General features: G+C 53.1%; 25 protein-coding genes. 12 read left to right on the top strand and 13 right to left on the bottom strand.

All coding sequences use genetic code 11. The features are described from left to right. Nucleotides 1–44: 44 nt before the first annotated feature. Nucleotides 45–1,388, bottom strand: coding sequence for a gluconate permease GntP (gntP, locus tag OGX90_RS16090; RefSeq protein WP_003033260.1), 1,344 nt, complete (start codon nucleotides 1,386–1,388; stop codon nucleotides 45–47). 261 nt (nucleotides 1,389–1,649) lie between these two features. On the opposite strand from gntP, the gene uxuA reads away from it, so the two are divergent. The 5 genes from uxuA (at nucleotide 1,650) to OGX90_RS16065 (ending at nucleotide 7,336) form a co-directional block, all read left to right on the top strand. Next, a complete protein-coding gene (gene uxuA / locus OGX90_RS16085; RefSeq protein WP_286624252.1) occupies nucleotides 1,650–2,834 on the top strand; it encodes a mannonate dehydratase in 1,185 nt (394 codons plus the stop codon). An 80-nt stretch (nucleotides 2,835–2,914) separates the two neighbouring features. After that, nucleotides 2,915–4,390, top strand: a complete 1,476-nt coding sequence (locus OGX90_RS16080) for a fructuronate reductase (protein WP_048236203.1) — start codon at nucleotides 2,915–2,917, stop codon at nucleotides 4,388–4,390. A 132-nt stretch (nucleotides 4,391–4,522) separates the two neighbouring features. Then, nucleotides 4,523–5,296 carry a Uxu operon transcriptional regulator gene (gene uxuR, locus OGX90_RS16075; RefSeq protein WP_286573916.1) on the top strand — a complete coding sequence of 258 codons (774 nt, stop codon included), beginning with the start codon at nucleotides 4,523–4,525 and terminating at the stop codon, nucleotides 5,294–5,296. Nucleotides 5,297–5,925: 629 nt separating this feature from the next. After that, a complete protein-coding gene (locus OGX90_RS16070; RefSeq protein WP_003830087.1) occupies nucleotides 5,926–6,135 on the top strand; it encodes a hypothetical protein in 210 nt (69 codons plus the stop codon). Between the two features lie 193 nt (nucleotides 6,136–6,328). Further along, nucleotides 6,329–7,336, top strand: a complete 1,008-nt coding sequence (locus OGX90_RS16065) for a porin (protein ID WP_286573917.1) — start codon at nucleotides 6,329–6,331, stop codon at nucleotides 7,334–7,336. A gap of 62 nt (nucleotides 7,337–7,398) precedes the next feature. Here OGX90_RS16065 and OGX90_RS16060 read toward each other — a convergent pair whose 3' ends face one another. From OGX90_RS16060 to OGX90_RS16025, 8 genes are all read right to left on the bottom strand, one after another. Continuing rightward, nucleotides 7,399–7,845 (bottom strand): hypothetical protein, encoded by a 447-nt coding sequence (locus tag OGX90_RS16060; protein WP_236249200.1) that lies wholly within the window; start codon nucleotides 7,843–7,845, stop codon nucleotides 7,399–7,401. Between the two features lie 146 nt (nucleotides 7,846–7,991). Next, nucleotides 7,992–9,179, bottom strand: coding sequence for an MFS transporter (locus OGX90_RS16055; RefSeq protein WP_137377270.1), 1,188 nt, complete (start codon nucleotides 9,177–9,179; stop codon nucleotides 7,992–7,994). Nucleotides 9,180–9,273: 94 nt separating this feature from the next. After that, nucleotides 9,274–9,525, bottom strand: coding sequence for a putative Se/S carrier protein (locus tag OGX90_RS16050; protein ID WP_057067059.1), 252 nt, complete (start codon nucleotides 9,523–9,525; stop codon nucleotides 9,274–9,276). Further along, a complete protein-coding gene (gene yjiL, locus OGX90_RS16045; RefSeq protein WP_032942289.1) occupies nucleotides 9,522–10,289 on the bottom strand; it encodes a putative 2-hydroxyacyl-CoA dehydratase activator YjiL in 768 nt (255 codons plus the stop codon). Before yjiL ends, OGX90_RS16050 begins: the two co-directional genes overlap by 4 nt. Nucleotides 10,290–10,298: 9 nt before the next feature. After that, the gene (locus OGX90_RS16040) at nucleotides 10,299–11,450 is read right to left on the bottom strand and encodes a double-cubane-cluster-containing anaerobic reductase (RefSeq protein ID WP_234692585.1); all 1,152 of its coding nucleotides are present in this window, start codon (nucleotides 11,448–11,450) and stop codon (nucleotides 10,299–10,301) included. Nucleotides 11,451–11,545: 95 nt separating this feature from the next. Continuing rightward, a complete protein-coding gene (locus OGX90_RS16035) occupies nucleotides 11,546–12,010 on the bottom strand; it encodes a GNAT family N-acetyltransferase (RefSeq protein ID WP_204191940.1) in 465 nt (154 codons plus the stop codon). A gap of 13 nt (nucleotides 12,011–12,023) precedes the next feature. Beyond that, nucleotides 12,024–13,304, bottom strand: coding sequence for a DUF445 domain-containing protein (locus tag OGX90_RS16030; protein ID WP_003830070.1), 1,281 nt, complete (start codon nucleotides 13,302–13,304; stop codon nucleotides 12,024–12,026). A 75-nt stretch (nucleotides 13,305–13,379) separates the two neighbouring features. Beyond that, a complete protein-coding gene (locus OGX90_RS16025) occupies nucleotides 13,380–14,306 on the bottom strand; it encodes a LysR family transcriptional regulator (protein ID WP_003845596.1) in 927 nt (308 codons plus the stop codon). Nucleotides 14,307–14,525: 219 nt separating this feature from the next. Here OGX90_RS16025 and OGX90_RS16020 point away from each other — a divergent pair, with 219 nt between their 5' ends. Both OGX90_RS16020 and metC read left to right on the top strand, forming a co-directional pair. After that, complete coding sequence (locus tag OGX90_RS16020; RefSeq protein WP_003830065.1) at nucleotides 14,526–15,758, top strand: dicarboxylate/amino acid:cation symporter; 1,233 nt, start codon at nucleotides 14,526–14,528, stop codon at nucleotides 15,756–15,758. Nucleotides 15,759–15,788: 30 nt separating this feature from the next. Then, the gene (metC, locus tag OGX90_RS16015; protein WP_234692583.1) at nucleotides 15,789–16,979 is read left to right on the top strand and encodes a cystathionine beta-lyase; all 1,191 of its coding nucleotides are present in this window, start codon (nucleotides 15,789–15,791) and stop codon (nucleotides 16,977–16,979) included. Between the two features lie 80 nt (nucleotides 16,980–17,059). Here the strand turns inward: metC and mdtM are convergent, their stop codons facing one another. From mdtM to OGX90_RS16000, 3 genes are all read right to left on the bottom strand, one after another. Continuing rightward, nucleotides 17,060–18,301, bottom strand: coding sequence for a multidrug efflux MFS transporter MdtM (mdtM, locus tag OGX90_RS16010; protein WP_060682797.1), 1,242 nt, complete (start codon nucleotides 18,299–18,301; stop codon nucleotides 17,060–17,062). Between the two features lie 324 nt (nucleotides 18,302–18,625). Next, entirely contained in the window at nucleotides 18,626–19,276 is a 651-nt protein-coding gene (locus OGX90_RS16005) for a LysE family translocator (protein WP_032942296.1), read from the bottom strand. 48 nt (nucleotides 19,277–19,324) lie between these two features. After that, the gene (locus OGX90_RS16000) at nucleotides 19,325–20,140 is read right to left on the bottom strand and encodes a helix-turn-helix transcriptional regulator (protein WP_234692582.1); all 816 of its coding nucleotides are present in this window, start codon (nucleotides 20,138–20,140) and stop codon (nucleotides 19,325–19,327) included. 230 nt (nucleotides 20,141–20,370) lie between these two features. On the opposite strand from OGX90_RS16000, the gene OGX90_RS15995 reads away from it, so the two are divergent. Then, complete coding sequence (locus tag OGX90_RS15995) at nucleotides 20,371–21,321, top strand: Rpn family recombination-promoting nuclease/putative transposase (RefSeq protein WP_286624248.1); 951 nt, start codon at nucleotides 20,371–20,373, stop codon at nucleotides 21,319–21,321. A 51-nt stretch (nucleotides 21,322–21,372) separates the two neighbouring features. Here the strand turns inward: OGX90_RS15995 and OGX90_RS15990 are convergent, their stop codons facing one another. Next, nucleotides 21,373–22,785, bottom strand: a complete 1,413-nt coding sequence (locus tag OGX90_RS15990) for an aminotransferase-like domain-containing protein (RefSeq protein WP_204191945.1) — start codon at nucleotides 22,783–22,785, stop codon at nucleotides 21,373–21,375. A gap of 177 nt (nucleotides 22,786–22,962) precedes the next feature. Between OGX90_RS15990 and OGX90_RS15985 the strand changes: the two genes are divergently transcribed. The 4 genes from OGX90_RS15985 to OGX90_RS15970 all read left to right on the top strand — a co-directional run bounded on the left by OGX90_RS15985 (nucleotide 22,963) and on the right by OGX90_RS15970 (nucleotide 25,866). Then, complete coding sequence (locus tag OGX90_RS15985; RefSeq protein ID WP_003019180.1) at nucleotides 22,963–23,127, top strand: DUF1127 domain-containing protein; 165 nt, start codon at nucleotides 22,963–22,965, stop codon at nucleotides 23,125–23,127. Nucleotides 23,128–23,273: 146 nt separating this feature from the next. Beyond that, nucleotides 23,274–23,738 carry a MarR family winged helix-turn-helix transcriptional regulator gene (locus tag OGX90_RS15980; RefSeq protein WP_111466167.1) on the top strand — a complete coding sequence of 155 codons (465 nt, stop codon included), beginning with the start codon at nucleotides 23,274–23,276 and terminating at the stop codon, nucleotides 23,736–23,738. Between the two features lie 6 nt (nucleotides 23,739–23,744). Next, the gene (locus tag OGX90_RS15975; protein ID WP_286624246.1) at nucleotides 23,745–24,812 is read left to right on the top strand and encodes an HlyD family secretion protein; all 1,068 of its coding nucleotides are present in this window, start codon (nucleotides 23,745–23,747) and stop codon (nucleotides 24,810–24,812) included. Then, entirely contained in the window at nucleotides 24,802–25,866 is a 1,065-nt protein-coding gene (locus OGX90_RS15970) for a DUF2955 domain-containing protein (RefSeq protein ID WP_234692579.1), read from the top strand. Before OGX90_RS15975 ends, OGX90_RS15970 begins: the two co-directional genes overlap by 11 nt. Nucleotides 25,867–25,933: the final 67 nt, after the last annotated feature.

Genomic DNA, 25,933 nt, shown 5'->3' with positions numbered 1-25,933 from the left:
GATGGAAAACCGCTCTGGCGCTATAGGCCAGAGCGGTATCGACGTTATGCAATCATGCTGATGATCAACACGATAATCAGGCCAACCACGGAGTTTACCAGCTCCAGCAGACCCCAGGTTTTCAGCGTATCCTTCACCGACAGGTCAAAGTAGCCTTTGAACAGCCAGAACGAAGCATCGTTGATATGGGTCAGGGTGTTGGAGCCGGCCGCTGTTGCCAGCACCAGCAACGCCGGGTCGACGCCCACCAGTTGACCGGTTGCCGGGTCGAGGATCGCTGCGCTAATAATCCCCGCCGCCGTCATGGCTGAGACCACGCCCTGACCCGTTGCCAGACGAATCAGCACGGTTATCAACCACGCCATGATGTAGGGAGAAATATTGCCGTGCGACATCAGCATGCCGATGGTATCGCCGATGCCGGTATCGATAATGGTTTGCTTCAGTACGCCGCCCGCGCCGATGATCAGGATCACCATGGCGATGCTTTTCACCGCGTTTTCAAAGGCGTTCATCACCCACTGCATATCGTGACCGCGCGCGGTACCAAACAGCACGAAGGCGACAACCATGGCAATAAACATTGCAATCGGCGAGGAGCCTAAGAAGTTGACCACTTCCCACGCCTGCGTCCCTTTCACCAGCCAGATGTTGGCGATGGTGGTGGAGATCATGATGATCGCCGGGATCAGCGGCACCAGAATAGACACGCCGAAGGACGGCAGGTTGTTCTGGTCAACCGGTACGTCGGCCTTCATGAATGACGGCGTTGGACGATCGAGGTTGCCGAGGAATTTCGGCAGGATAAGTCCGGCGCAGATCACGCTCGGAATGGTCACCAGGATACCGTAGATGTAAACCATGCCCATGTCAGCGCCGTAGGCGTTAACCAGCGCGACCGGACCCGGCTGCGGTGGGAACAGTGAGTGGGCGGTGGTGGCGGCGGCAACCGCAGGAATCGCCAACTTAAGGAACGGGATCTTCGCTTCCGCGGCAATGACGATCACCAGCGGTGCCAGCATAATAAACGCCACTTCATAGAACATCGCCAGGCCGAAGATCAGACCAATAATGATCACCGACAGCTGCACGTAACGTAGACCGAGTCGCGCCAGCAGCGTATGGGCAATCTGATGCGCCGCGCCGGAGTCAACCATCAGCTTACCGATGACGGCCCCGAATACCACGATAATCGCCAGCTCCCCCAGCGTGCTGCCAAAACCGGATTTCATGGTATGCAGCAGTTCCATTAAATCCATTCCCGCCAGCATACCGACCGAGAGTGCCGCCAGCAGCAGGGCGACCATCGAGTTTATTTTGAATCTTAAATTGAGCACCAGCATCAGGCCGATGCCGAATACAACCCACAGAATATTGAGAACGTGCATATAACGTCTACCTTACTTTGGTTGAACTATTATGATTTTGGTTGAGATGTTACATATATTGGTCAACCTATGATGCGATGGATGTCACATTGCGTTACATGTTTACATTAATACTGGGTTGTATGGCCGTTCATTAGCGGTATGATCAGCAGATATCGTGATTTGGTTAACCAATTCATCGCTTCAGGTTGACATGTAATACCAAAAGGAGGAATTTATGTGCCATATCGTCGAGTCCATAACGTAAACGAGGAATAAAACATGGAACAGACATGGCGCTGGTATGGTCCTAACGATCCGGTCACCTTAGCGGATGTGCGTCAGGCGGGTGCAACGGGCGTTGTCACTGCCTTGCACCATATCCCGAACGGGGAAGTGTGGACGGTTGATGAGATCCTAAAACGCAAAGCCATTATTGAGCAGGCGGGCCTGGTATGGTCGGTCGTCGAAAGCGTACCGATCCACGAAGACATTAAAACCCGTTCCGGCAACTATCAGCAGTGGATTGCCAACTACCAGCAAAGCCTGCGTAACCTGGCCGAGTGCGGCATTCGTACCGTGTGCTACAACTTTATGCCGGTTCTCGACTGGACCCGTACCGACCTGGAATACGTCCTGCCGGACGGCTCCAAAGCGCTGCGTTTCGATCAAATTGAATTTGCCGCCTTTGAGCTGCATATCCTTAAACGCCCGGGCGCGGAAGCGGACTACTCCGCCGAAGAGATTGCGCAGGCGCATGAACGCTTCACCACCATGAGCGAAGAAGACAAAGCACGTCTGACCCGCAATATCATCGCCGGTTTGCCGGGCGCGGAAGAGGGCTACACGCTCGACCAGTTCCGCCAGCATCTTGAACGCTATAAGGATATCGATAAAGCTGCGCTGCGTGAGAATTTTGCCGTCTTCCTGAAGGCGATTATTCCGGCAGCAGAAGAGGTCGGTGTGCGTATGGCGGTACATCCTGACGATCCGCCGCGCCCAATCCTTGGCCTGCCACGCATTGTTTCCACCGTGGAAGACATGCAGTGGATGGTCGATACGGTCAACAGCATGGCGAACGGTTTCACCATGTGTACCGGCTCCTACGGCGTTCGTGCGGATAACGACCTGGTCGACATGATCAAACAGTTTGGCCCGCGCATTTACTTCACCCATTTGCGCTCCACGCTGCGTGAAGATAACCCGAAAACCTTCCATGAAGCGGCGCATCTAAATGGCGACGTTGACATGTACGAAGTGGTGAAAGCGATCGTTGAGGAAGAACAGCGCCGTAAAGCCGAGGGCAAAGAAGATCTGATCCCTATGCGCCCGGACCACGGTCACCAGATGCTTGACGACCTGAAAAAGAAAACCAACCCAGGTTACTCCGCGATTGGTCGCCTGAAAGGCCTGGCGGAAGTGCGTGGCGTTGAGATGGCTATCCAGCGCGCTTTCTTTAGCCGCTAAAGCAGTGTTGCCGGTCGCCTGTCTGGCCGGCTTTTTTCTTTTCTCTCCGTTGGTCTTTCCGACGGGATCTGGAGTTCACAATGACAACGACAATTGCCAATAGCAACCTGCCGGTTGCACGCCCTGCATGGGACAGCTCTCGTCTGCAATCCCGCATTGTTCACCTGGGATGCGGCGCTTTTCACCGCGCGCATCAGGCGCTGTACACCCACCATCTGCTGGAAACCACCGACAGCGACTGGGGTATCTGTGAAGTTAACCTGATGCCGGGTAATGACTGCATACTGATTGAAAACCTGCGCAAGCAGCAATTGCTGTATACCGTGGCGGAAAAAGGCGCGGACAACACCGTGCTGAAAGTGATCGGCTCGATGAAAGAAGCGCTGCACCCGGAGCTTGACGGCTGTGATGGTATTTTACAGGCCATGGCACGCCCGCAGACGGCAATTGTCTCGCTGACGGTAACGGAAAAAGGCTACTGCACCGATGCTGCCAGCGGCCAGTTAGATCTCAATAACCCGCTGATTAAACACGATCTGGCAAATCCAGCCGCGCCGAAATCGGCGATTGGTTACATCGTACAGGCGCTGCATCTGCGTCGTGAGCAGGGGCTGGCGGCCTTTACCGTGATGTCCTGCGATAACGTGCGTGAAAATGGGCATGTGGCGAAAGTCGCGGTGCTGGGCCTGGCGCAGGCGCGTGACCCGCAGCTGGCGCAGTGGATTGAAGCAAACGCCACTTTCCCGTGCACCATGGTAGACCGCATTGTTCCGGCGGCAACGCCAGAAACGTTGCAGGAGATTGCCGACCAGTTGGGCGTTTACGATCCGTGCGCTATCGCCTGCGAACCGTTCCGCCAGTGGGTGATTGAAGACAACTTTGTTAACGGTCGCCCTGACTGGGACAAAGTCGGCGCACAGTTTGTTGCCGACGTAGTACCGTTTGAAATGATGAAACTGCGCATGCTCAACGGCAGCCACTCTTTCCTCGCTTATCTGGGCTATCTCGGCGGTTATGAAACCATCGCTGACACCATGACCAATCCAGCATACCGCAAAGCGGCGTTTGCGCTGATGATGCAGGAGCAAGCGCCAACGCTGTCGATGCCGGAAGGTACCGATCTCAACGCCTACGCGACGCTGCTGATCGAGCGTTTCAGCAACCCATCTCTGCGCCACCGTACCTGGCAGATTGCGATGGACGGCAGCCAGAAACTGCCACAGCGTCTGCTGGATCCGGTGCGTCTGCATCTGCAAAACGGTAGCGGCTGGCGTCATCTGGCACTGGGCATCGCGGGCTGGATGCGCTACACCCACGGTGTGGATGAACAGGGGCAGGTCATTGATGTTGTCGACCCAATGCAGGCTGAATTCCAGCGCATTAACCAACAGTTCCAGGGAGCCGAACGCGTGACGGCGCTGCTGGGGTTGAGCGGCATTTTTGGTCATGATCTGGCGGAAAACGCCGACTTTGTTGCGACGGTTACCGCAGCGTATCAACAGTTGTGTGAACACGGCGCACGCGAGTGCGTTGCAGCGTTAAGCGCTGACGCATAACCTCCCAGGTATGACGGGTCAATCAAAATACTAATTTGGTTGACCCGTTTTCTGTTTTTGACTTGCCGCAAATGCTATAGTTCGATACCTATTCACCGTATCTGATTACACGCTTCTGACGGACATAACACGATGAAATCGAACACTTCTCAACAAAGACCCTACCAGGAAGTGGGTGCCATGATCCGCGATCTGATTGTCCAGACACCGTACCAGCCCGGTGAGCGTTTGCCACCGGAACGTGAGATTGCCGAGATGCTCAACGTCACTCGCACGGTGGTTCGCGAAGCGTTAATCATGCTGGAAATTAAGGGGCTGGTGGACGTGCGTCGTGGCGCTGGGATCTACGTGCTCGACAATGCGGATGCGCAGACCATCGACAGTTCGGATGTCAATCATTGCAATGATGCGGGCCCGTTTGAGCTGCTGCAGGCGCGACAGTTGCTGGAAAGCAATATCGCCGAATTTGCCGCGCTGCAGGCTACCCGTGAAGATATCGTCAAAATGCGCCAGGCGTTACAGCTGGAAGAGCGTGAGCTGGCGTCCAGCGAGCCTAACGGCTCTGAAAGCGGTGACATGCAGTTCCATCTCGCCATCGCTGAAGCTACGCATAACAGCATGCTGGTGGAGCTGTTTCGCCAGTCATGGCAGTGGCGCGAGAACAACCCGATGTGGATCCAGCTTCATAGTCACCTCGACGATACTCACTATCGTAAAGAGTGGATGGGCGACCACAAGCAGATCCTGGCGGCGTTAATCAAAAAGGATGCCCGCGCGGCCAAGCTGGCGATGTGGCAGCATCTGGAAAACGTCAAACAGCGCCTGCTGGAGTTTTCAAATGTTGATGACATCGACTTCGATGGCTATCTGTTTGACTCCTGGCCGCTGGATAAAGTTAACGCCTGATTTTACCACCTCTCCCACGCGGGCTGTTCCGGCCCGCTCGGCATTGCATAGCAACCTTTCTTTTCACGTCTTAAACCTCATGTAAAAAATGGTTTCCATAGTCTTCAATGATCATTTTTTTCGCTGCCCCTGTGTGATGTAAATTGATTTTCATCAATTAAAAACAACTTATTTTTGCTTGCGAAAAAATGCGCTATTTACCTTATTTTTACCTTTTCGTGCGTATTTTTAGACAAAACTGGTCTGTATTAAGTGAGAATCAAAGTAATTTCCGCTGTGGTTAGGGCAGGGCCGCCTGGCATAGCAGCGCATAAAAACACGTGGTTTGCGTAAAAGTAGACATTAATAACGATATGTAACCTATTGGCAGCAATGATGTTTTGAATGCATGTCATTTTACATGTGAATGATTCATGCCTTTTTAATCAAATGAATAAAAACGAATATGTGTAAAGCTAACATTACACATTATTCTATAATCAAGTTATCTTTCATTTGAAATAGTGTTCCAGTTTTTCTTTGTTTATTAACAGTTTCATTACTATTGTGACTGTATTTTGCCGTTGACATGTTTTTACACTGACTGCATATTTCATCGCCATAAGCGTGTTTGCGTTCAGGAGATGACTATGCCCTCTCGAGATTACCCTGATATCCGAAAAGCCAGGGGAACCCGATCAAAAGATATGGTTCTATTAAGTGCCCGTGTCGATACTTCTCTATGGGAATATGTTCGGACGCTGGCATTTGAAACCCGTAAAAGTAAACAAGACATTATTGCCGAGGCATTAATGTTGCATCGCTCTATTAATGAGAGCACAAGCGAAGAATCTAAGTAATTACTCTCTGTTCGGGTTTTATTTAAAACCCAAAATTGAAATAGGTCTTGCCACTTCATTATTGCCTTTATTGGTATATTTTTTCGGTGTGTTATTGGTGTTTCCCCTTATCTGGAGGGGACTTTTTTATGTGGGCATTCCGCCTTCATAACAAAGTTGATAGCAAAATTCACAATTAAAAGTGAGTAATAATATGAAAAAGTCAGTAGTGGCATTAGCTGTAATGGCATTAGGGGTAACCTCCGCTCAGGCAGCGGAAATTTATAATAAAGATGGCAACAAACTGGATCTGTACGGCAAAGTCAAAGCGGTCCATTCCTGGACTGACGGCACTAATGCCGATGAGACTTATGCGCGTCTGGGTTTTCGCGGTGAGACTCAAATCAACGATCAACTGACTGGCTATGGTCAGTTTGAAAGTCAATTTGATGCCGCTAAAGCAGAAGGTTCTCAGAATGGTGTTAATACACGTCTGGCGTTTGCTGGTCTGGATTATGGCCATGACGTTAGCTTTGACTACGGTCGTAACTACGGTATCGCTTACGACGTGGGAGCTTACACTGACACTCTCTCAGAGTTCGGCGGTGACTCCTTTGAAAATACTGACCGCTTCCTTACTACACGCACTTCTGGCGTTGCAACACTCCGTACCAAAAATCTGTTTGGTGCCGTTGATGGCTTGAGCCTGGGCGCGCAATATCAGGGTCAGGATGATTCCGATAAGGATCCGACGAAACAGCACGGCAATGGCTACGGCTTCTCCCTGGGCTACGACAATATCGCTGATTCCGGCGTATCTGCCATTGCAGCCTACACCAACAGTTCTGTGACTGCTCAGCAGAAACAAAATGGTTGGGATGGCGAAAACGCAGAATTCTGGGGTGCTGGCCTGAAATATGATGCAAACGCTATCTACGTTGCGACCATGTACGGCGAATCCCACAACCTGATTCAGGATGCGGACAAAGCGCAGCACTTTGAAGCGATGGCGGCCTATGTGTTTGATTTTGGTCTGCGTCCGAACGTGGCATACGTTCATGCACGTGACAACAACAACACTGATCTGACCGAATACGTTGCGCTGGGCACAGACTACTACTTCAACAAAAACATGGTTGCTGATGTGGGTTACAAAATTAACCTGCTCGATGGCAAAGACGGCGACAATCAGGTTGTTGCGGGTCTGACCTATCAGTTCTAAGTAGTTATACTAGTACGAAAAAGGCGTCTTGGTTAAGACGCCTTTTTTACATCTGTTGGAGTTTAAACCGGCTGGCTTTCTTTCATCTGTACACCGCTAAACAGCCATTGCCAGATGCCCACTTTTACCCATGCGACCACGCAGAGGATCAGATAAAAAAGCGGATTATGGGTAATGGTAACGCGCATGACTTCCATTAAATCCACATGCAAATTTCCGGCAATTGCCATATTGATAACAAAAATAGAGGCTACCGCGCTGGCCAGTAAAATAAGTATGGCATGTAACTTTGTTATCTCTGGTAACTTGCCAGAGGCCCATTGCCATAAGAATGTTGTTGATAACAGGAAGATAATAAACAATCCCAGTGCGCCAAACAGGCCAAAGTCTTTATAATCCTTTAGCGTGCCAATTAAACCCGCCAAAATAATTAACCCCAGTAGTATTTTTTTAAACCACGACATGTGCCTTTCCCGAAGATGGTGTTGATGTTGAATTAATATGTCCATTTTTACGCATTTTAAATTGAGTTTATAAATGAACAGCTGGGAATTATAAATTGTCTGGCGGGTAATTGCCGATTATTTGCGGTTTATTAAATGCTGACATTTAATTGCGGACTAATCCGAATATATCTTCTTTAGACGTTAGCCGGTTATACCCTTTTGGGCGAGGCGAAACGCTGTTTGTATAATTGCGTGAGGCTGATAAGCGCCGCAATAAACAACGCGACCGCGCCGCACACCGTGGCGTTAACGATTGCCTGTGCGCCGCTTCCCAGCAGGCTGGTTAATAGCGGACCAAGTATTTGTCCAATGCCGTAAGTCAGAGTGACCAGGCCCAGCAGATTAATATTGCGCGGCACGCTTAGTTGACGGGCAAGCGGCATCACCAGTGAAGTAGTTCCCATAAACGTTGCGCCAAACCCCATGCTGCTTATCACCAGCAGCGGCAAGGAGCCGCTGGCGAGCGTCATGACCACGCAGGCGCTTTGAATCAGCAAATTCGCCGTCAGGCATTGCAATACTCCCCAGCGTCGGGCGGCCCACAGCCAGGCGAAACACCCCGGAATTATCGATATGCCGACCAGCGACCAGAGATGGGCAGTCAACAGCGGCGAACCGGCACTTTTCGCCATTAGCGGCAGGTAGGTGGCGACAATGATGTAGCCAAATCCGGCCAGCCCGTACAGTAGAGCCAGCAGCCACCAGGACATAGGCTGATGCTCTGTTTTTACCGGGGCCGCAGCGGGGAGCACGTGATCGCGAGATGGCAGGAGTATAACCAGTAGCACGAAGAACAGAGCCGAGGCTGCCGCTGCGCCCAGCCAGAGCGTGTGCGATGAAAGCGCAAAATGCAGACCGCTAATGACATATTCATTGCCCAGCAAAATACCTGCACCAACGCCGGAGAACAACGCCGCGATCACGAAGGGATGCCGGGTATGATGCAGAACGATCATTGAGCCAAAGATCATCATACCGGCACTGGCGACGCCCGCCAGAAAGCGGATCAGCATCACCAGCGCGGGCTGCGTTAAGCTTGCCATCGCCAGAATCAGCCCTGCGGTAGCGAGCGCGGACGTTAGCAACATCGGGCGTAAGCGAGAGGGAAGATGGAAGAGCCCGAAGGAGAAGAGCAGGCTTCCTGCCAGATACCCGGCGTAGTTGGCGCTGGCAATCCAGGAGAGTTGGTCAAATGTAAATTGACCTTCCGACAGCAGCACCGGCAGCATTGGCGTATACAGAAAGCGCCCAATTCCCATACCCAGTGTTAAGACCAGCATGCCAAAAAGCGCGACGCTGATGGCATGACGATTTGAATCTGGACTTCCCTGGGACATACGGACTCTCATTTCGCGCTGTTAGCTGATAATTGTTATATTACATGTGTAAATGATAATGAAAAGTAAAATAAAAATAAGTCCCCTGGCACGTTCAGGAAGGAGGAAAAGTGGCAAGGCAGCGCCAGTCTCCGTTTTCAAGACGGTAGATAGATTCGGTATGACCCGCAATTATCCACTCATCCTCCTTGCCAGCAACACAGTCGATGTAAATGCACAGCCCGCAGCCACCGCGTAGCTCGCGGGGAATATCTGCCACCCGAAAGCACATACCCGCAGCCTGTAGCGCTTTACGCGTTTTGATGACGCCGAGGGTAGTATGAAACAAGAACAGTGTTTCCTTCACTCACGTTTCCCCTGACGCTGACCAATTAACGCGGCTCCAATCGCCCCAGCAAACTGCGCGTCGGGATGCGTGTGTACGGGAATGCCAATGTGGCCTTCAAGCATACGAGCAAAGGCGTGACAGTGGCTTACTCCCCCGGTAAATAACAGTGGAGCCTGCCCTGAAAGCCGTCCGATGAAATTCGCGCTGCGTCGGGCCATCGCGTTGATCACACCCGCTAAAATGGTCTCCGGCGCGACACCCGCAGAGCGCAGGCTGATAACCTCTGACTCGGCAAAAACCGTGCACATGCTGGTGATGGCATGTGGTTCGACGCCAGTGGTAATCGCATCTAGCTGCTCTACGCTGGCGCCGAGCGTGCGTGAGATGACTTCCAGAAAACGTCCGGTCCCAGCCGCACATTTGTCGTTCATCAAGAAATCGCTGAGGTTACCATCATCATCTAGCTGGATGACTTTACTGTCCTGACCGCCGATATCAATCACTGTGCGGGTACCGGGAGCCAGCAAGCGTGCCCCCAGTCCGTGGCAGGAAATTTCAGTGACCTGTTTGTCAGCATAATCCACGAGCTGCCGTCCGTAGCCAGTGAGGGTTAAAAATGGTCTAACGTCCAGCCCCGCCTGCAGCGTTTCCCATGCCTGCGCGATTGCTTCGGCAGGGCGAAAAGGTGTTGGGCAGAGAAAGCGACGTCTGATGACGTTACTTTCCAGCAAAATACCTTTAGTCGCTGTGGAGCCGGAATCTATCCCTATTGAGTATGTCATCCCTGTTCCTCACAACATTTCAATGAACGCGGCGACACGAGTGCTAAGCTGGCCGATATCCGCGCTGGAGTAGTCAGTTTCAGTGGCGATGTAGGGAATGTTGTGCTGTTGGCGGACGTGGCGTTTGATGGCGAGTGATTCAACGGCGTAAGTGTGGCAAGCCTGTAAAATGACATCGACGACGCCGTCAGCCTGGTACTCTTCAACCATTTGGCTGAGCATTTTCAGACGTTGATCGTTAGGGGAAATACATGAGCAGCCGATGGCGAGGTATTTATCGGTCAGCGCGTCGTAGACGTCGCCAGTTTCCTCCACGCACTGTTCAGTGGCTTTCGCCCCGGTGCAGTTTTCATAGCCCACCACCCAACCGCCGTTTTCTTCAATGGCACGAACCACTTTTTCTGCCGCGCCGCCGATGGGGCAGCCGGTTATCAGTATGCGTGGACGCGACGCCAGACGTTTCCCGGCCTGCCATTCCTGATGTACCCGCTCGGCCATGCTATTAAGCTCGTCGATCAGTGCTGCTTTATCAAAGCGGAAGGTTGCGCCGTAAACAACTTTCAGAATGTCACTGCCGCTGAGTGCGGGTGGATTGAGTTGGCCAACGCGGTAAAAATTCGCCAGTGCGCGACGTTCCTGATTTTTTAGAATGATGGCTTCACGTAGCGCGGCTTCGGTAATCGGGGTGCCAAAACGGGCTTCGATTGCCTGCTGCAGACGCAGGATCTCGGCTTTCCACAGCGCCCGCGAAGCCGCATCACTGGCGCTGTTGGGCAGTTGCATCACATGTACCGCTTTAAATTCAGCCATGTACTCGTACATCTTCTTTTTACCATCGCAGGTCGTTTCGCCCACCACCAGGTCAGAGAAGTAGAAGTAGGGACATTTATCCGTTTTACCAAACCCGTAGCTGCTTTTGATCAGTGGACACAGGTTTCGTGGCAGATCTTTTTCGGCCTCTTCAATCGTTTCATCAGAGGTTGAGCATAGCGAAACGACGACCGCGCCTGCCGCCATCGCTATCTCCTGCGGCATAAAGGTGCAATAGGTCCCAACGAGCGGGATACCCTGCTCTTTAAGATCCATTACGGTGAGAAAACCTTTCTGACGGGCGTCGGAGAATTGATTAAAAATGGCGGGTAAATCGGTGATTAGCGACATGATTTTCCTTCCCCGTAACACGGGAGACAGTAAAAAGACGTCGCATTATAACCATGCAATTTATCTGGCTTTATTGATGTACAACAATTGTGCGCTTACAGATTACGACTGTAGACCCGTGAGACTTCCCCCCACGGATGATAGCCCGGCCCGTCAAAGTAAAATCCCGCTTTCTCGTATAAGCCTTCCAGGTCAGTACACAAATGGAGCTGCATAAAGCCTAGCTGTTTAGCCTGCTGCGCAATATGTTCAATCAGGCGAAATGCCAGACCGTGACCACGATAGCGAGGATCGATATAGAGTGCGCATAGCCACGGCCACAGTTCGCCGCGACTGATAAAATCATTGGTGATCAATCCGGCGCAGCCAACAATGCTGTCGCCGTCCTGCATCCAGTACCACTGCGGTAGCGGGTTCTTTGCGCCAATACAACGATGCAGTGCATCCTCGTAAACTCTCATGGAGTCTTCTGAGGCCCATTGTTGCTGAAAGTAAGCGGTGACCTCGTGCAGTTTTTCCGGTGTTTCGCGCAGGGAAAAAATGCGGATGTTCATCGTCATTGAATTTTTCTCCTTAAAAATTCGCCAGCGTCAGCAGGGAAGGAATTTGCGACAACAGATATAACACCAGCCCAATAGAACCGCCAACCAGCGTGCCGTTGACGCGGATAAACTGCAAATCTTTACCGATGTTCAGCTCGATTTGCTGCGACATATCGCGTGCATCCCAGCTTTTCACCGTGTCGCTAATATGGCGTGTCAGGAAAGTGGCGAACTCTGGCGCTACTTTATGTGCGGCCTGCTCAAGATGCCCATTCAGTGAGGCGCGCAGGGCGCTGTCGGCTACCAACGTTTCGCCGAACCACTGCCCGGCGCTGGCGATGCGCTGCTTCACGCGGGAATCATCGGCGTTAATGTCGGTTTTCACCCACTGACGCAGGTCTGCCCACAGCTCGCCAAGATAACGGTTGAAGGCTTCATCTTCTTTCAGATAGCTTTTCAGGCTTTCGGCCCGCACGGCCATCTCCGGATCGTGTTTGAGCTTATCGATGAGCTTAAACGTGGCGCGATCGAAGGCATGGCGGATCTGATGTGCGCGATCGTGGCTGATGTCATCCAGCAAGGAGTTAACGGCATCAGACACCAGCTCGGCGCTGTGCTCGCCCAGCCATTCGGTTGGCAGGATCTTCGCTTTCAGCGGATGTTCGGTTTCCAGCCAGTGCACGACCTGTCTGGCGATAAACGCTCGCGAGCTGTCGCGCTGGAGCAGGGCGATCAGTTGGGCGATCAGCGTGTCGAGCAGCACCTGATGGCGATTGTTTTTGGTCATGCTTTCCAGCATTAGCGCGCTGGTACCGGAGAGATCGACCTTGTCGATGGCCTTGTGCACCGCCCGCTTGATCAGCCGCTGAATGCGCGAGTCGTCGGTCAGTTCGAGAAAACCGCTCATGATCTGCAGCAGATGCTGGCCAATACGCTGGGCGTTTTCCGGCTGGCTGAACCAGTTGCCGATCAACAGCGCCGGTTCATGGCGGCGGATCAGCGCGACCAGCGACTGGGTATCGAGAAATTTTTCCTGCACAAATTGCCCGAGATTTTCGCCGATCCGATCCTTATTGCGCGGGATAATCGCCGTGTGCTGAGAGATAAACGGGATCGGCACCCGGCGAAAAAGCGCCACCACGGCAAACCAGTCCGCCAGCGCGCCCACCATCGCCGCTTCGGCGATCGCTTTGATCCCCAGTACCCAGAAATTAGGCGGCAGAAACAGCGTGATGACGAAGGTGGCAGCGGCAATCAGCAGCAATGAGAGCGCCAGTCGCTTGGCGCGTTTGAGTTCAGCAATTTTATTCATAGGCTTAAGGATAGAGCCAGACGGGGGGATCGCGCAAAAAATGTGGAGCGCCTCCCATTTTCAGGTGGGCTGGGCTTACTCCGGGATCCAGTTGTCCCAGGCGGGCAAGGGGCCGAGTTCCGCCACCAGAAAATCGATAAACGATCGCACCTTAGGATTGCTGTACTTGCTGGGAAAGTACAGCGCATACAGGGCGTGAGTTTCACAGGTGATAGTGCCGTCGAGCATCAGCGGCGTTATCTCTTCTTTTTGAATATGATCGCCAATCAGATAGGTGGGCAAATACGCCACTCCCTGATCTTCTAACACTGACTTTAGCAATACCAGACTGCTGTTGGCCTGGATCGGCATATGCAGTTTCAACTGATGCAGACGATCCTGTTCATCCGCCACCTTGAGTACCGGTGTGAGGCCGGGATAAACCAGACAATCATGATCCACCAGATCGCTTCGACGCTGGGGCATGCCTTTTTTGGCGAGGTAGCCGGGTGAGGCACAGTACGCCCAGCGAACAGGCACCAGCTTGCGCATCGCATAGTTTTGCGGCGGTGCGGTGGAGATGCGCAGGGCGATGTCGAAATCTGTTTCGTTCAGATTCACAAAGTTATCGTTGAGATCGATATACAGATTTACATCCGGGAACTGGGAGCGATATTTATCCACCAGGTTCACCAGCCGGGAATAACCAAACGCAATTGAGCAGGTTATGCGTAATTCACCCTGCGGGCTGTGGTAATAACCGGAAGTGGTATTCAGCGTTTCATCGAATTCTTTCAAAAGCTTATTAGCGCGGTTGAAGAGATATTGCCCTGCGTCGGTCAGGGTAATACTGCGGGTGGTGCGTTTAATTAATGTCGTGCCCAGCGTGTCTTCCATCGCAGCCAGACTTTTGCTGACCGCAGACGGCGATACGTTGAGCTGCGCCGCGGCTTCTGACAATCCTCCGCAGTCGACGATTTTAGTAAAAAACTCCAGATGCTTGAGTGAAATCGGCGTACTCATAGTTTCCTTTAATTCACAAGTGATTTGCAAAAACGGTACGAATAGGCCGTTACATTCGCGTTTTAAACATGCAACTATTGAATCACAGGAAACAACTTGCTGGCAAAATGAAAAAATAACAACTTAGGTGAGTTACGTCACAAAATAAAAGGAGGCGAAACGGAAACTCATCACATTGTGAATTTAATCTCATTAATTATTATTCTAAAGGTACCGATTATGTGGTCACGACTCGAACCCTACAAATCGTCGATTATTTTATTAGTTGCTCTGGTGATTGGCGGCTTATTAGGTATTTATGCCCCATCGTTTGCAAGTAAACTCCAGCCAATAGGTCAGATATTCTTAAACCTGCTATTTATGATTATTGTGCCGCTGGTGGGTATCAGCGTTATGTCTTCGATCGCCAGTATGACCGACCTGAAAAGGCTGGGACGCATTATGGCGATTATCTTTATTGTTTCGATCGCCATGGCCTTTATTCCAGCCGCCGGGATCGTCGCGCTGGCGCTCTGGTATAACCCGGCGCAGGGCGTCACTATCGATCTCTCGCAGTCGGTGCAGGCGGGCAGCGGTAAGATGGATTTTGTCAGTATGATCACCACCAGCGACTTTATCGGACTGTTTTCTAAGTCCAATATTCTGGCGCTGATCGTAATGGCGATCATCGCCGGTGTCGCAATTGGCCAGTCGGATCAGGCCGGTAAACGCATTGCGTCGCTGCTGGAAGACGCCAATACCGTGATCATGAAGATCGTTTCGATCATTATGAAGGTCGCGCCGATTGGTCTGGGCTGCTACTTCGCCGCCACCATGGCCAGTCAGGACTCTGCACTACTGTTAACCTTTGCCCGCGCCATCGGCCTGTTTATGGTTGCCACACTGGTCTACTTTGTCTTTGGCTCGATTCTCTATTCGTATATTGGCGGCGGTATTCCGGCGGTCAAAGCCTTCTGGCGTAACGCGATTGAACCGTCTGCGACCGCGCTGGGTACCTGCTCTTCACTGGGGACGCTCCCGGTGACGCTGCGTGCCGGTAAGGCGATGGGGATTAACCCGGAAATCGTTGATGTCTCCATTCCGCTGCTGGTTAACCTCAACAAGGGCGGCGTGGCGATGATTGCCGCGCTAAAAATTGTCTTTATCTATTCCGTATTGGGCATGGAATTCACCACCGAAACCTTCTTCCTGACGATGCTGATTGCGGTGCTCTCCGCCATTATCGTTGGTGGCGTGCCGGGCGGGGCGTTCCTGGGTGAAATCTTTATCGTCACAACGCTCGGCCTGCCGATGGAAGCAATCCCGATGCTGGTGGTGCTGGGCACCATTACCGATGCGCCGGCCACACTGATTAACGTTATCCATGATTTGAATGCGGCGCAGATTGTTGAACGGTTCGCTGGAAAAAAGCAGACCAACACTGAAATAAACTCTACTGCTGCGGTGGTATAGGTTTCACACGGATTAAGAACAGGAGATGTTATGAAAGACGCAATGAAGCTTGAAACGCACCTGGTTGTTGCTGGTCGCGACAAACGCTATACCCAGGGAGCGGTGAATCCGGTTATCCAACGCGCCTCTTCACTGGTATTTGATACCGTGAAGGACAAGAAATTTGCCACCGCCAATCGCGCGAACGGCGAGCTGTTTTATGGTCGTCGCGGAACCTATACCCACTTTGCCTTCCAGAAGGCAATGAGCGAACTGGAGGGCGGCGTTGGCTGCGCGCTGTACCCATGTGGTGCTGCGGCGGTGACCAATGCGATTCTGGCGTTTGTTCAGGGTGGCGATCATATTCTGATGACGGGTGCGGCCTATGAACCAACCCAGGATTTTTGCAATAAGATCCTGAGTAAATTCAACGTGGAAACAACGTATTACGATCCGCTGATTGGTGCAGGTATCGTCGATCTTCTGCGTCCGGAAACAAAGGTTGTATTCCTTGAGTCACCAAGTTCTATCACCATGGAAGTCCAGGACGTGCCGGGGATGGTGAAGGCTATCCGCGCGGTGAATCCGGAGATTGTCATTATGATCGACAACACCTGGGCGGCAGGCGTGCTGTTCAAAGCGCTGGATTATGGCGTGGATATTTCCATTCAGGCGGGAACGAAGTACACCATCGGCCATTCGGACGCCATGCTGGGCACGGCGGTGTCGAACGCCCGTTGTTGGGATCGTTTACGCGAAAACTCCTATCTGATGGGGCAAACGCTGGATGCCGATACGGCCTACAACGGCAGCCGCGGATTGCGCACCCTGGCGGTACGCCTTAAGCAGCATCAGGAGAGCAGCATCCATATTGCCCGCTGGCTGTCGGCAAGGCCGGAAGTGGCACGGGTGAATCATCCGGCATTACCGGAATGTCCGGGCCATGAGTATTTTCAGCGTGATTTTATCGGAAGCTCAGGCCTGTTCTCGTTTGTGCTGAAAAAGAGACTGACCGACGAACAGATGGCGAATTTCCTCGATAACTTCTCGCTGTTCCATATGGCCTATTCGTGGGGCGGATTTGAGTCGCTCATTCTGGCGAACCAGCCGGAAGAGCTGAACAGCATTCGCCCGGCCGGAGAGGTAAATTTCAGCGGCACGCTGGTCAGGGTGCATATCGGCCTTGAGGATATCGACGACCTGATTGCCGATCTGGACGCGGGATTTGCACGCATTGCGTAAGGTGAGGTGACCGTAGCCGGAAGCGGCGCAAGCGCCTTATCCGGCCTACATAGTTGTCGTAGGCCGGATAAGCGGGCAGGTTAGTTTTCAGTGGCTAACGTCGTTGCCTCATGCTGGCGTACCCGTTTGAGTAAGCCTGCCAGCGTGAACACGACAGCTATCCCTGCCGCAACCGCCAACAGATGAAACGAAATCCTGCCGCCGTTAAACCATAGCCAGCGTCCAATTTCGACAGAAACCGCCATCACCGTCAGGATCACCATATTCAGCGACGCCGAAACCGTACCCTTCGGTAAGTTGTTGGAAAACAGCGTAAAGCGGAACAGCGTCGGGAAGATCATCCCAATACCAAACGCATACAGGCTGGTCCCCAGCACCGACCACAGCCAGACGTGCGGCCACAGTAAATTGCCGACAATCAGCACTGCCAGCCCGCTCAGCTGTATAGGTGCGGCCCGCCAGATGAAGCGCGGTCGGGTCGGATCTTTCACGAAACGAACCACCACCATATTGGCGACGATCACTGCGCCGAACACCGGGGCCTGTGCCCAGGCAAACTCCGATGTGGTCATGCCGCCAGCATCGATCAGAATAACCGGTGAGACCGCCACCCAGCTCATCATCGGAATATAGCTTAACGACAGCGTGGCTGCGCCAAACAGGAACACCCGGTTGCGGAAAACGTCGCGGAAATCACGCACTACGCCGCGGGCACTGAACGGCACCGCGCCGCGCTGGACGGTTTCCGGCATGGCTAACATTAACCCAATCAGGGCGATAAACCCCATGACGGCAATGATGGCAAACAGGATCTTCCAGTGTACAAAGTGCATTAGCGCCGCTCCGGAGAGCGGGCCGATAACCGGTGCAACCAACACAATGGAAGTGATTATCGCCATTAACTTAATGGCCTTCGTTTGCCCAAACGCCTCCTGCACCGTGACATAGCCAACGGTCGCGATAAAGCAGATGCTGGTGCCCTGCACAAATCGGGCTACCAGAAACTGCGTCATTGAGGTAGTGAACAGCGTGGCAGCACAGGCGAGGGTAAAGATTAACGCCCCCGCAATCAGCACGGGTCGACGGCCAATTCGGTCGGAAAGCGGCCCCAGCAGCCATTGCAGCGCCATGCCTCCCGCCAGATAGAGGCTCACCGCAGCGGGTGCCAGGCTAACATCGGCGTTGAAATCACGTACCACATTGATGATGCCAGGCTGGATCAGGTCCGTCGACAGATAGGCGGCGAAGTCATATAAAATCAACGCGACAGGAAAAAATAGCGTTGTGGCGCGTTGGGAGAAAAACGCGAGAATCCGTTGCATAAAACAGCTCCTTGTCGGGAGAAAACCCTCAACGGGAATAGCGAAATTCAATACCGTCTTTGAGACGTCAGACCGATGACAGAAAAAAGCAGACTGCAAATGTACTGAATTTCATGTAATCAAAAACGCTGTCTGCGCGAAGCGCAAACAGAAGATACGCTCACTGACGCGGGGTCAGAAAACGTAACGATTACAGGTAACAATCAGCACATCGCACCTCAGGAAGAGTAAGTTGAACGGGTAATAACCATCCGCAGTTTAATGCGGATTGGATATTAATTAAACGAGTTTATCCGGTTTATATGCAGAAAATCGCCCTGCAAATCAGACTACGATGCTCTGCAAAAACCGCAGAGCGATAGCACAACCGAAGATAATCAATACACCGCCAGCGATACGTTCTACCCATAATATCCCTCTGGATAACCGTCTCTGGATCTGCGGTAAACCGATGAACATCACGATCAGCAGATCCCAGCACAGCACTACGCTGGTCATCCAGATCCCGCTCATGGTTTGTTGCAGCAGCGTCACCGACGGGCCGAGCAGGGCGGTCATTAGCGCCAGATAGAACAGCGCATTTTTTGGGTTGAGCAGTGACGAACCCAATCCCAGCAGTAGCTGTTTGCCAAATCCTGGACAGGTAGACTGGGCGTCTGTTCCGGTCAGCGTTTGCGGGCGGCTGCGTACCAGCAGGCTGCCAATCCACAATAAATAGAGCGCGCCCAGCAGCTCAATAACCGTAAACAACAGGGGAAGCTGGCGCAGGATCCCCCAACCGATAATTGCCAGCAGGATATACAGCCCGTTGCCGAAAGCGATCCCCACGCACAACCCGGCGCTGCCGCGCATCCGGTATCGTGCGGCGTAACCGACCAGTAAAAAGAAGTCCGGCCCGGGGCTAAGCAATGCGACGAAATGCGCCAGCGCCAGCGCGGGAAAAGCAGAAGGAAAAAGTACAGAAAGCAGCGACATAGCGACCTCAGAGAATGAATCTGAGATCACCGTACGCCTGACGCAGCGCTAATTATTGTCTGATATTGATCGTCCCAACGCGTACTGGCGCGGTGTGGCGGCGGTGTAGCGAACAAAGGTGCGATGGAAATGGCTCTGGTCGGCAAACCCGCTCTGGTAGCCGACATCGGCAATTTCGTCTCCGGCCCGCAGCCGCTGGCGAGCATAGTCAATCCGTATGATGTTCAGATAACTTCCTGGCGTCAGCCCGGTGTCCTGCTTAAAGGTACGGATCAGCGTCTCTTTACGCATATGACACTCATGTGCCAGCTCATTGAGTGAGGGCGGCGTGAGCAGGCTGGACTGCAACCGTTCGCGCAGATACTGGCTGGTGGCGCTTAGGTTTTCTGGTGTGACCAACTGCAACGGCAGCGTGTGCAGCAATGCTTGCGCGGCATCCGTTATTTGCGCGGTTTGGCGTTGCGGCATGAGCGTCACAAGGTGCATATAACGCTGGAATAATTGCGCATCGCGGATAACGGGAGCAGGCGTGCAAAGCCGCTGATTGGTGTTCTGTGCAGGCAGATTAGCAAGACACCACTGGGTATCAAGATAAAGCATATGATAGCTGCGAAACTGTCCGTTTACAGGATTACAGCTGTGAGGTGCCAGCGGCGGTATCACAATCAGATCGCCCACCTGCAGATGGTATTCCTCGCCATCGCACAGACAGCACGTTTCCCCCTCGAGAATTGCCCCAATCGAGAGCTGAGAGTGGTGATGCCGCTTGTAGGCCTGCTGGCTTTGCCAGGTGCTGCGCAGTTCCAGCCACGGCAACTGCTCATCACGCCAGAACGATTGTGGAATATCCCGGGTATGCGTCACATCGTGTCCTCCCTGAAAGTGATGATTTGTTATAGCACAGGCCGGGTGGTGAAAAAGTGGGAATGCGCATTGAGATGGCGATTCTGCGTGACGTGTTCCAGACAAATGCAGACGTTACATAAGGACGTTGTTATCCCGGAAATCGCCTCGCAAAGAGAGAAAGTTGCAGGTGAGGATGTGGTTTTCCGGCGCTACAGTCATGGCATCTTATTTTCAGGTGAAGGATCGCCATGAGCAAAGCTTCAACTTCAACACCACATGATGCGGTTTTTAAAACGTTTTTGCGCCATCCTGAGACCGCTCGGGATTTCCTACAAATACATCTTCCCGCTTCGCTGCGCGAGCTTTGCGATCTTCAGACGCTTAAACTAGAGTCAGACAGTTTTATCGAAGAGAATTTACGTGCGTACTATTCCGATGTGCTGTGGTCGGTGAAAACGACGGATGGGGATGGATATATTTATGTGGTGATTGAACACCAAAGCACACCGGATGCGCATATGGCATTCAGACTGATGCGCTATGCGGTAGCGGCCATGCAGAAACATTTAGATGCTGGGCATCAGCAGTTGCCGCTGGTAGTGCCGATGCTGTTTTATCACGGCGCTAAAAGCCCGTACCCTTATTCGCTGTGCTGGCTGGATGAGTTTGCCAACCCGAAGCTGGCTCGTCAGCTGTATGCTGCGGCGTTTCTATTGGTGGATATTACGGTTATTCCGGATGACGAAATTGTGCAGCATCGACGTATGGCGCTGCTGGAGTTAATCCAAAAACATATCCGTCAACGCGATCTTATGGGGTTGGTCGAGCAAATTGTTTCCCTGCTACTTACCGGACTGACTAATGACACTCAGATAAAGACGCTGTTTAATTATATTTTACGAACTGGCGATGCACCTCGATTCAGTGAGTTTATTCGCGGGGTTGCCGAACGTTCACCGCAGCACAAGGAGCATTTGATGACAATCGCGGACAGATTACATGAGGCAGGATTTCAAAAAGGATGGCTTGAAGGCAAGCTGGAAGGTAAACAAGAAGGCAAACAGGAAGGATTGATAAAGGGGCGACATGATGAGGCACTGCGTATTGCCCGCACCATGCTGGCAGATGGCATCGATATCAGCACGGTACAAAAAATCACCCGACTTTCCGCTGAAGATATTCAGGGTTTAAGCCATTAGATATAGCTTAAACTGCCTAATTGCCTGCCCGGAAGCGCCGGGCAGCTCGATCTACTCTATTGCCGTTTTTACCGCCTCTCCGAGCTTCTGCATTACTTCCCGATGCTTATCGTTTGGCGGCAATGCGCAGTTGATGCGCACACAGTTGCGATACTTCCCCGATGCGGAGAACAGAGAACCCGGTGCAACCTGGATTTTGAGGCGACAGAGCTGCTTAGCGACACAGACCATATCAACCTGGAGCGGCAGCTCGACCCACAGCATAAAGCCGCCTTTCGGTCGGGTGACGCAGATCCCGCAGGGGAAGTATTCCCGTACCCAGCAGGTGTAGATCTCCATATTGCGCTGATAAATCTGGCGCATACGACGAATATGTCGATGATAATGACCTTCGCGCACAAAGGAAGCCGCTGCCAGTTGCGTAGCGGGAACGTTAGTTCCAATGACGGCGTACTTCATGTGCAGCAGTTTGTTGTAATAACGACCGGGCACCACCCAACCCACGCGCAGACCGGGGGCGACGGATTTGGTAAACGAACTGCAGAGTATTACGCGGCCGTCGCTGTCCCAGGAGTGGATCGTGCGCGGGCGCGGGTACTCTGTGGCCAGCTCGCCATACACATCGTCTTCAAAAATGACGATGTCGTGACGCTGGGCGAGGGCGAGCACCGCCCGTTTACGCGCATCCGGCATAATGAATCCGAGCGGGTTGTTGCAGTTGGGAACCAGCAGCACACCTTTGATCGGCCACTGATCCAGCGCCAGCTCCAGCGCTTCAATGCTGATCCCGGTATCCGGATCGGTAGGGATCTCAATCACCTTGATCCCTAAGCCGCGCAGTAGCTGCATCGTGCCGTAGTAGGCCGGTGATTCAACGGCGACAATATCTCCGGGCTGGCAGACCGTCAGCAGCGCCAGCGACATTCCGCTCTGACTGCCGCTGGTGATCACAATATCATCTGCATTAACCACCGAACCGCCGTCCAGCATCAGCCGCGCAATCTGCTGACGCAGTTCACGGCATCCGGAGATTTCATCGTAGCCCAGAATCGCGCGCAGATTATGTTGTGCCACGCGGCTGAGCTCGCGCCACAGCGGCTTCAGGCTGGGTTGATTAATATCGGGCACGCCGCTGCTAAACGGGATTATCGATTTGTCCGCATGACCTGCCAGCATATCCAGCACCTGATCCCACTGGGTTATTTCGACCGGACGCTGTACCGGACGCGACATCGGTGGCAAGGGTGGCTGCGCTTTTTGTGGCGCGACAAAATAACCGGAACGTGGCTGGGGCGTGATCAGCTGGCGCTGTTCCAGCGTCTGATACGCCTGCTGGACGGTGCTGATACTGACCCCATGCTCCTGGCTCAGGCTGCGTACCGAGGGCAGTTTTTCGCCATGGCGATACAGCCCTTGCTCAATGCGTTCGGCCAGCAGATTGGCCAGATGTTGGTAACGCGTCATGCTGTATCCCTCATGGGTACCATACAGATTAAAAAATCAGTACAGATTGGCGTGAAAAAAGCGATGCAGAACTCTTTTTAACCAATCTGTATGTTAAATAAAAGTACTTTGTGAGTCTGTATTGTTTTAGGCCAGATCCGTGAAGATAAAGCCTCTGGCAAGGTGGGGAGGCAAGGTATGGAATTTCACGAGAATAAAGCAAAACAGCCGTTTATTGGGTTTGTACTGATCTGGCGGGCATACAAGGCGTGGCGGCTGCGAGCGCAAACGCGGCGCCTATTGCAACAGATGAGCGATGAGCGGCTGCGGGACGTCGGGCTGCGACGCGATCAGGTGGAGTGATTTTCTTTCATCGACAGAGGCTGGGGGGTATCGCCCCGCCTCTTTTATATTCACAATATTTATCAATTCATGCTTCTGGTTAGTCCGTTTCTTGATACTTATCCTGATAAGTATTATTTTCTCTTCAGCGATGAGAGGAAAGTAAGATGACTGAAGATGAACTGTTTGCCCGCCGCCCGATGGGGATGCGCATGGCGATGGTGGTGCGCCAGTGGCGGGCCATTATTGATGCTGCCATCACCGATACTGGCCTGACGCAGTCCAGCTGGACGGTACTGATGCAACTGTATCAACTGGGAGACAACGTCTCAGTCAGTGAACTGGCACAAATGCAGGGCATCGAACTGCCGCCGCTGATGCGCACCCTCTCGCAGCTGGAAAAGCAGGGCTATCTGCTGCGTTCCACATCGCCCTATGACAAACGCATCCGCCTGCTGGCGCTGACCGCGCAAGGCCGCGCAAGGCTGGACGAACTCAACCGGGTGATAGAGACATACCAACATCGCGTCACCTGCACCATCCCTGAGGCGGAACTCGCTTCCTTCAGCGCCACGCTCAATCAAATCGCCTGCAATCTGCGGACAATCCGCGAAGAAGACAATCAACACTAAAAAACTATGATGACCCCAGAACAAAAATTTGCCCGTTGGGTAAGGGTGAGTATTGCCGCTTTCCTGGTAATATTCGCCTGGTTTATCGTTGCCGATATCTGGATCCCGCTGACGCCGGACTCCACGGTGATGCGCGTGGTAACGCCTGTTTCCTCACGCGTTTCCGGCTACGTCTCGCAGGTGCATGTACACAATAATAGCCAGGTGAAGAAGGGCGATTTGCTGTACGAACTGGATCCGACGCCATTTATCAATAAGGTCGAGGCTGCGCAAATTGCCCTTGAGCAGGCGAAGCTGAGTAACCAACAGCTAGATGCGCAGATCGTCTCTGCCCGCGCCAACCTGCGCACCGCGCAATTCAACGCCCGCAACGATAAGACCACCTTAGACCGCTATCAGCGCCTGAGCGCCATGCAGAATGTGTCGCAATCCGATCTCGACAAGGTGCGTACTGCCTGGCAAACCAGCGAGCAGTCGGTGGCGGCGCTGAATGCCAGTATTCAGAACCTGCTGATCCAGCGCGGCGAGCGCGATGACAAACTTAACGTAACGCTGCAAAAATACCGTAACGCGCTGGAAGAGGCGCAACTGAACCTCGGCTGGAGCAAAGTATATGCCCAGACCGACGGTACGGTGAGTAATCTCCAGCTTAGCCCAGGACTTTACGCCACTGCCGCCACGCCGCTGCTGGCGCTGGTCAGCCATCAGACCGATATCGTGGCCGACTTTCGCGAGAAAAGTCTGCGCCACACTAAAGTGGAGACCGATGCCGCCGTGGTGTTCGATGCCATGCCGGGCAAAGTTTTCTCTGCCCGCGTCACCAGCAGCGATGCCGGTATTCTGGCGGGCCAGGAACAGGTTAATGGCCAGTTGTCGCAACCGGAACAGTCTACCCGTTGGGTGCGCGATGCCCAGCGTATGCGCATTCACGTCGCGCTGAACGAACCGCTCGACACGCCGTTACCGACCGGGGCGCGCGCAACGGTACAGCTGTATAACAGCGAGGGCGTGTTCGCCCGCACCTTTGCCGGGGCACAGATCCACCTCGTCAGCTGGCTGCACTATGTCTATTAACACGCTGGCCCACGTCTTTACGCCGCACGGGAATATTGTCTACACCGCCAATGATTTTCGCCAGACCCTGCGTATCTCCGTTGCCGGGACAATCGCGCTGAGTATTTCGACCTTCTACAACGTGCAGTACGGCGTGTTCTTTGTGGTTTATCCGCTGATGCTGCTGTCGCTGGTACCGGTATTCAACCGCCATGTGGCAACACAGTTCGTGTTCAGCGCGGCGGTGAACTGTGTCGAAATGGTGCTGATCGTCGGCTATCTTTCACAGTGGCCGCTGGTTATGACACTGGTGGTGTTCGGCCTGTATGTGATGCGTTTTCGTTTTATGAGCAAAGGACCGCTGTTTCTGCTCGGTTCGATGGGCGTGGTGTGCCAGAGTACGATGCTCAACTTTATGAGCTATCCCACCACCAACTGGCATACGCTGATGTTATCCAATATGGAAGCCTGCGTCATGGCGGTGGCGCTGAGCGCGTTGCTGCATTATCTGATCCCGGACGTGGAACCCCGCCAGCCACCGCCGCGCATTGAGAAAGATGCCGCCCGGGTGCGCCATGAATCGCTGCTTTCCGGCACGGTGGCGACGATGATTTTTGTGGTCTTCCAGATCTGCGATTTGAGTGATTCGCTGTCGGCGCTGATGGCCGGCATTTTGATCCTGTTTCCGATGCACTACCGTGGCGCTGTGATCAGCTCGATTTGGCGCGTGGTCGGCGTGGTGCTGGCCTGCCTGTATATTCTGCTGGTGCAACTGCTTATCTATGATTTCAGCAACCATATGCTGCTGATGATGCCGCTGATTGGCCTCGGGCTGGCGTTCAGTGCCCGCCTGCACGTAATGGAAAAAGTCGGGGCAGGCGTGGGGTTTGCCAGTATCACTACCATCGGCATTATGTTTGGCCAGAACCTGCACCCGGATCAGGACCTGGTATTCAGCGATCTGTACCGTATCACCTCCGTCACCGTCGCGCTGGTGGCAACGCTCACCATGGTATTTCTGGTGCACCGGGTTTTGAACTGCTTTGCCGCGACGCGGTTTGTGATTACTGAGTGAGTGGGCAGTGAGTGCCGGATGGCGGCTGCGCCTTATCCGGCCTACGGGAAAGTGCTATTTCCAGGCC

Origin of the sequence: Citrobacter sp. Cpo012 (assembly GCF_030333015.1) — a bacterium.
Classification (GTDB): domain Bacteria; phylum Pseudomonadota; class Gammaproteobacteria; order Enterobacterales; family Enterobacteriaceae; genus Citrobacter; species Citrobacter portucalensis.
Note: the sequence above shows the minus strand (reverse complement) of the source record. Positions and strands in the feature narration are given on the sequence as shown.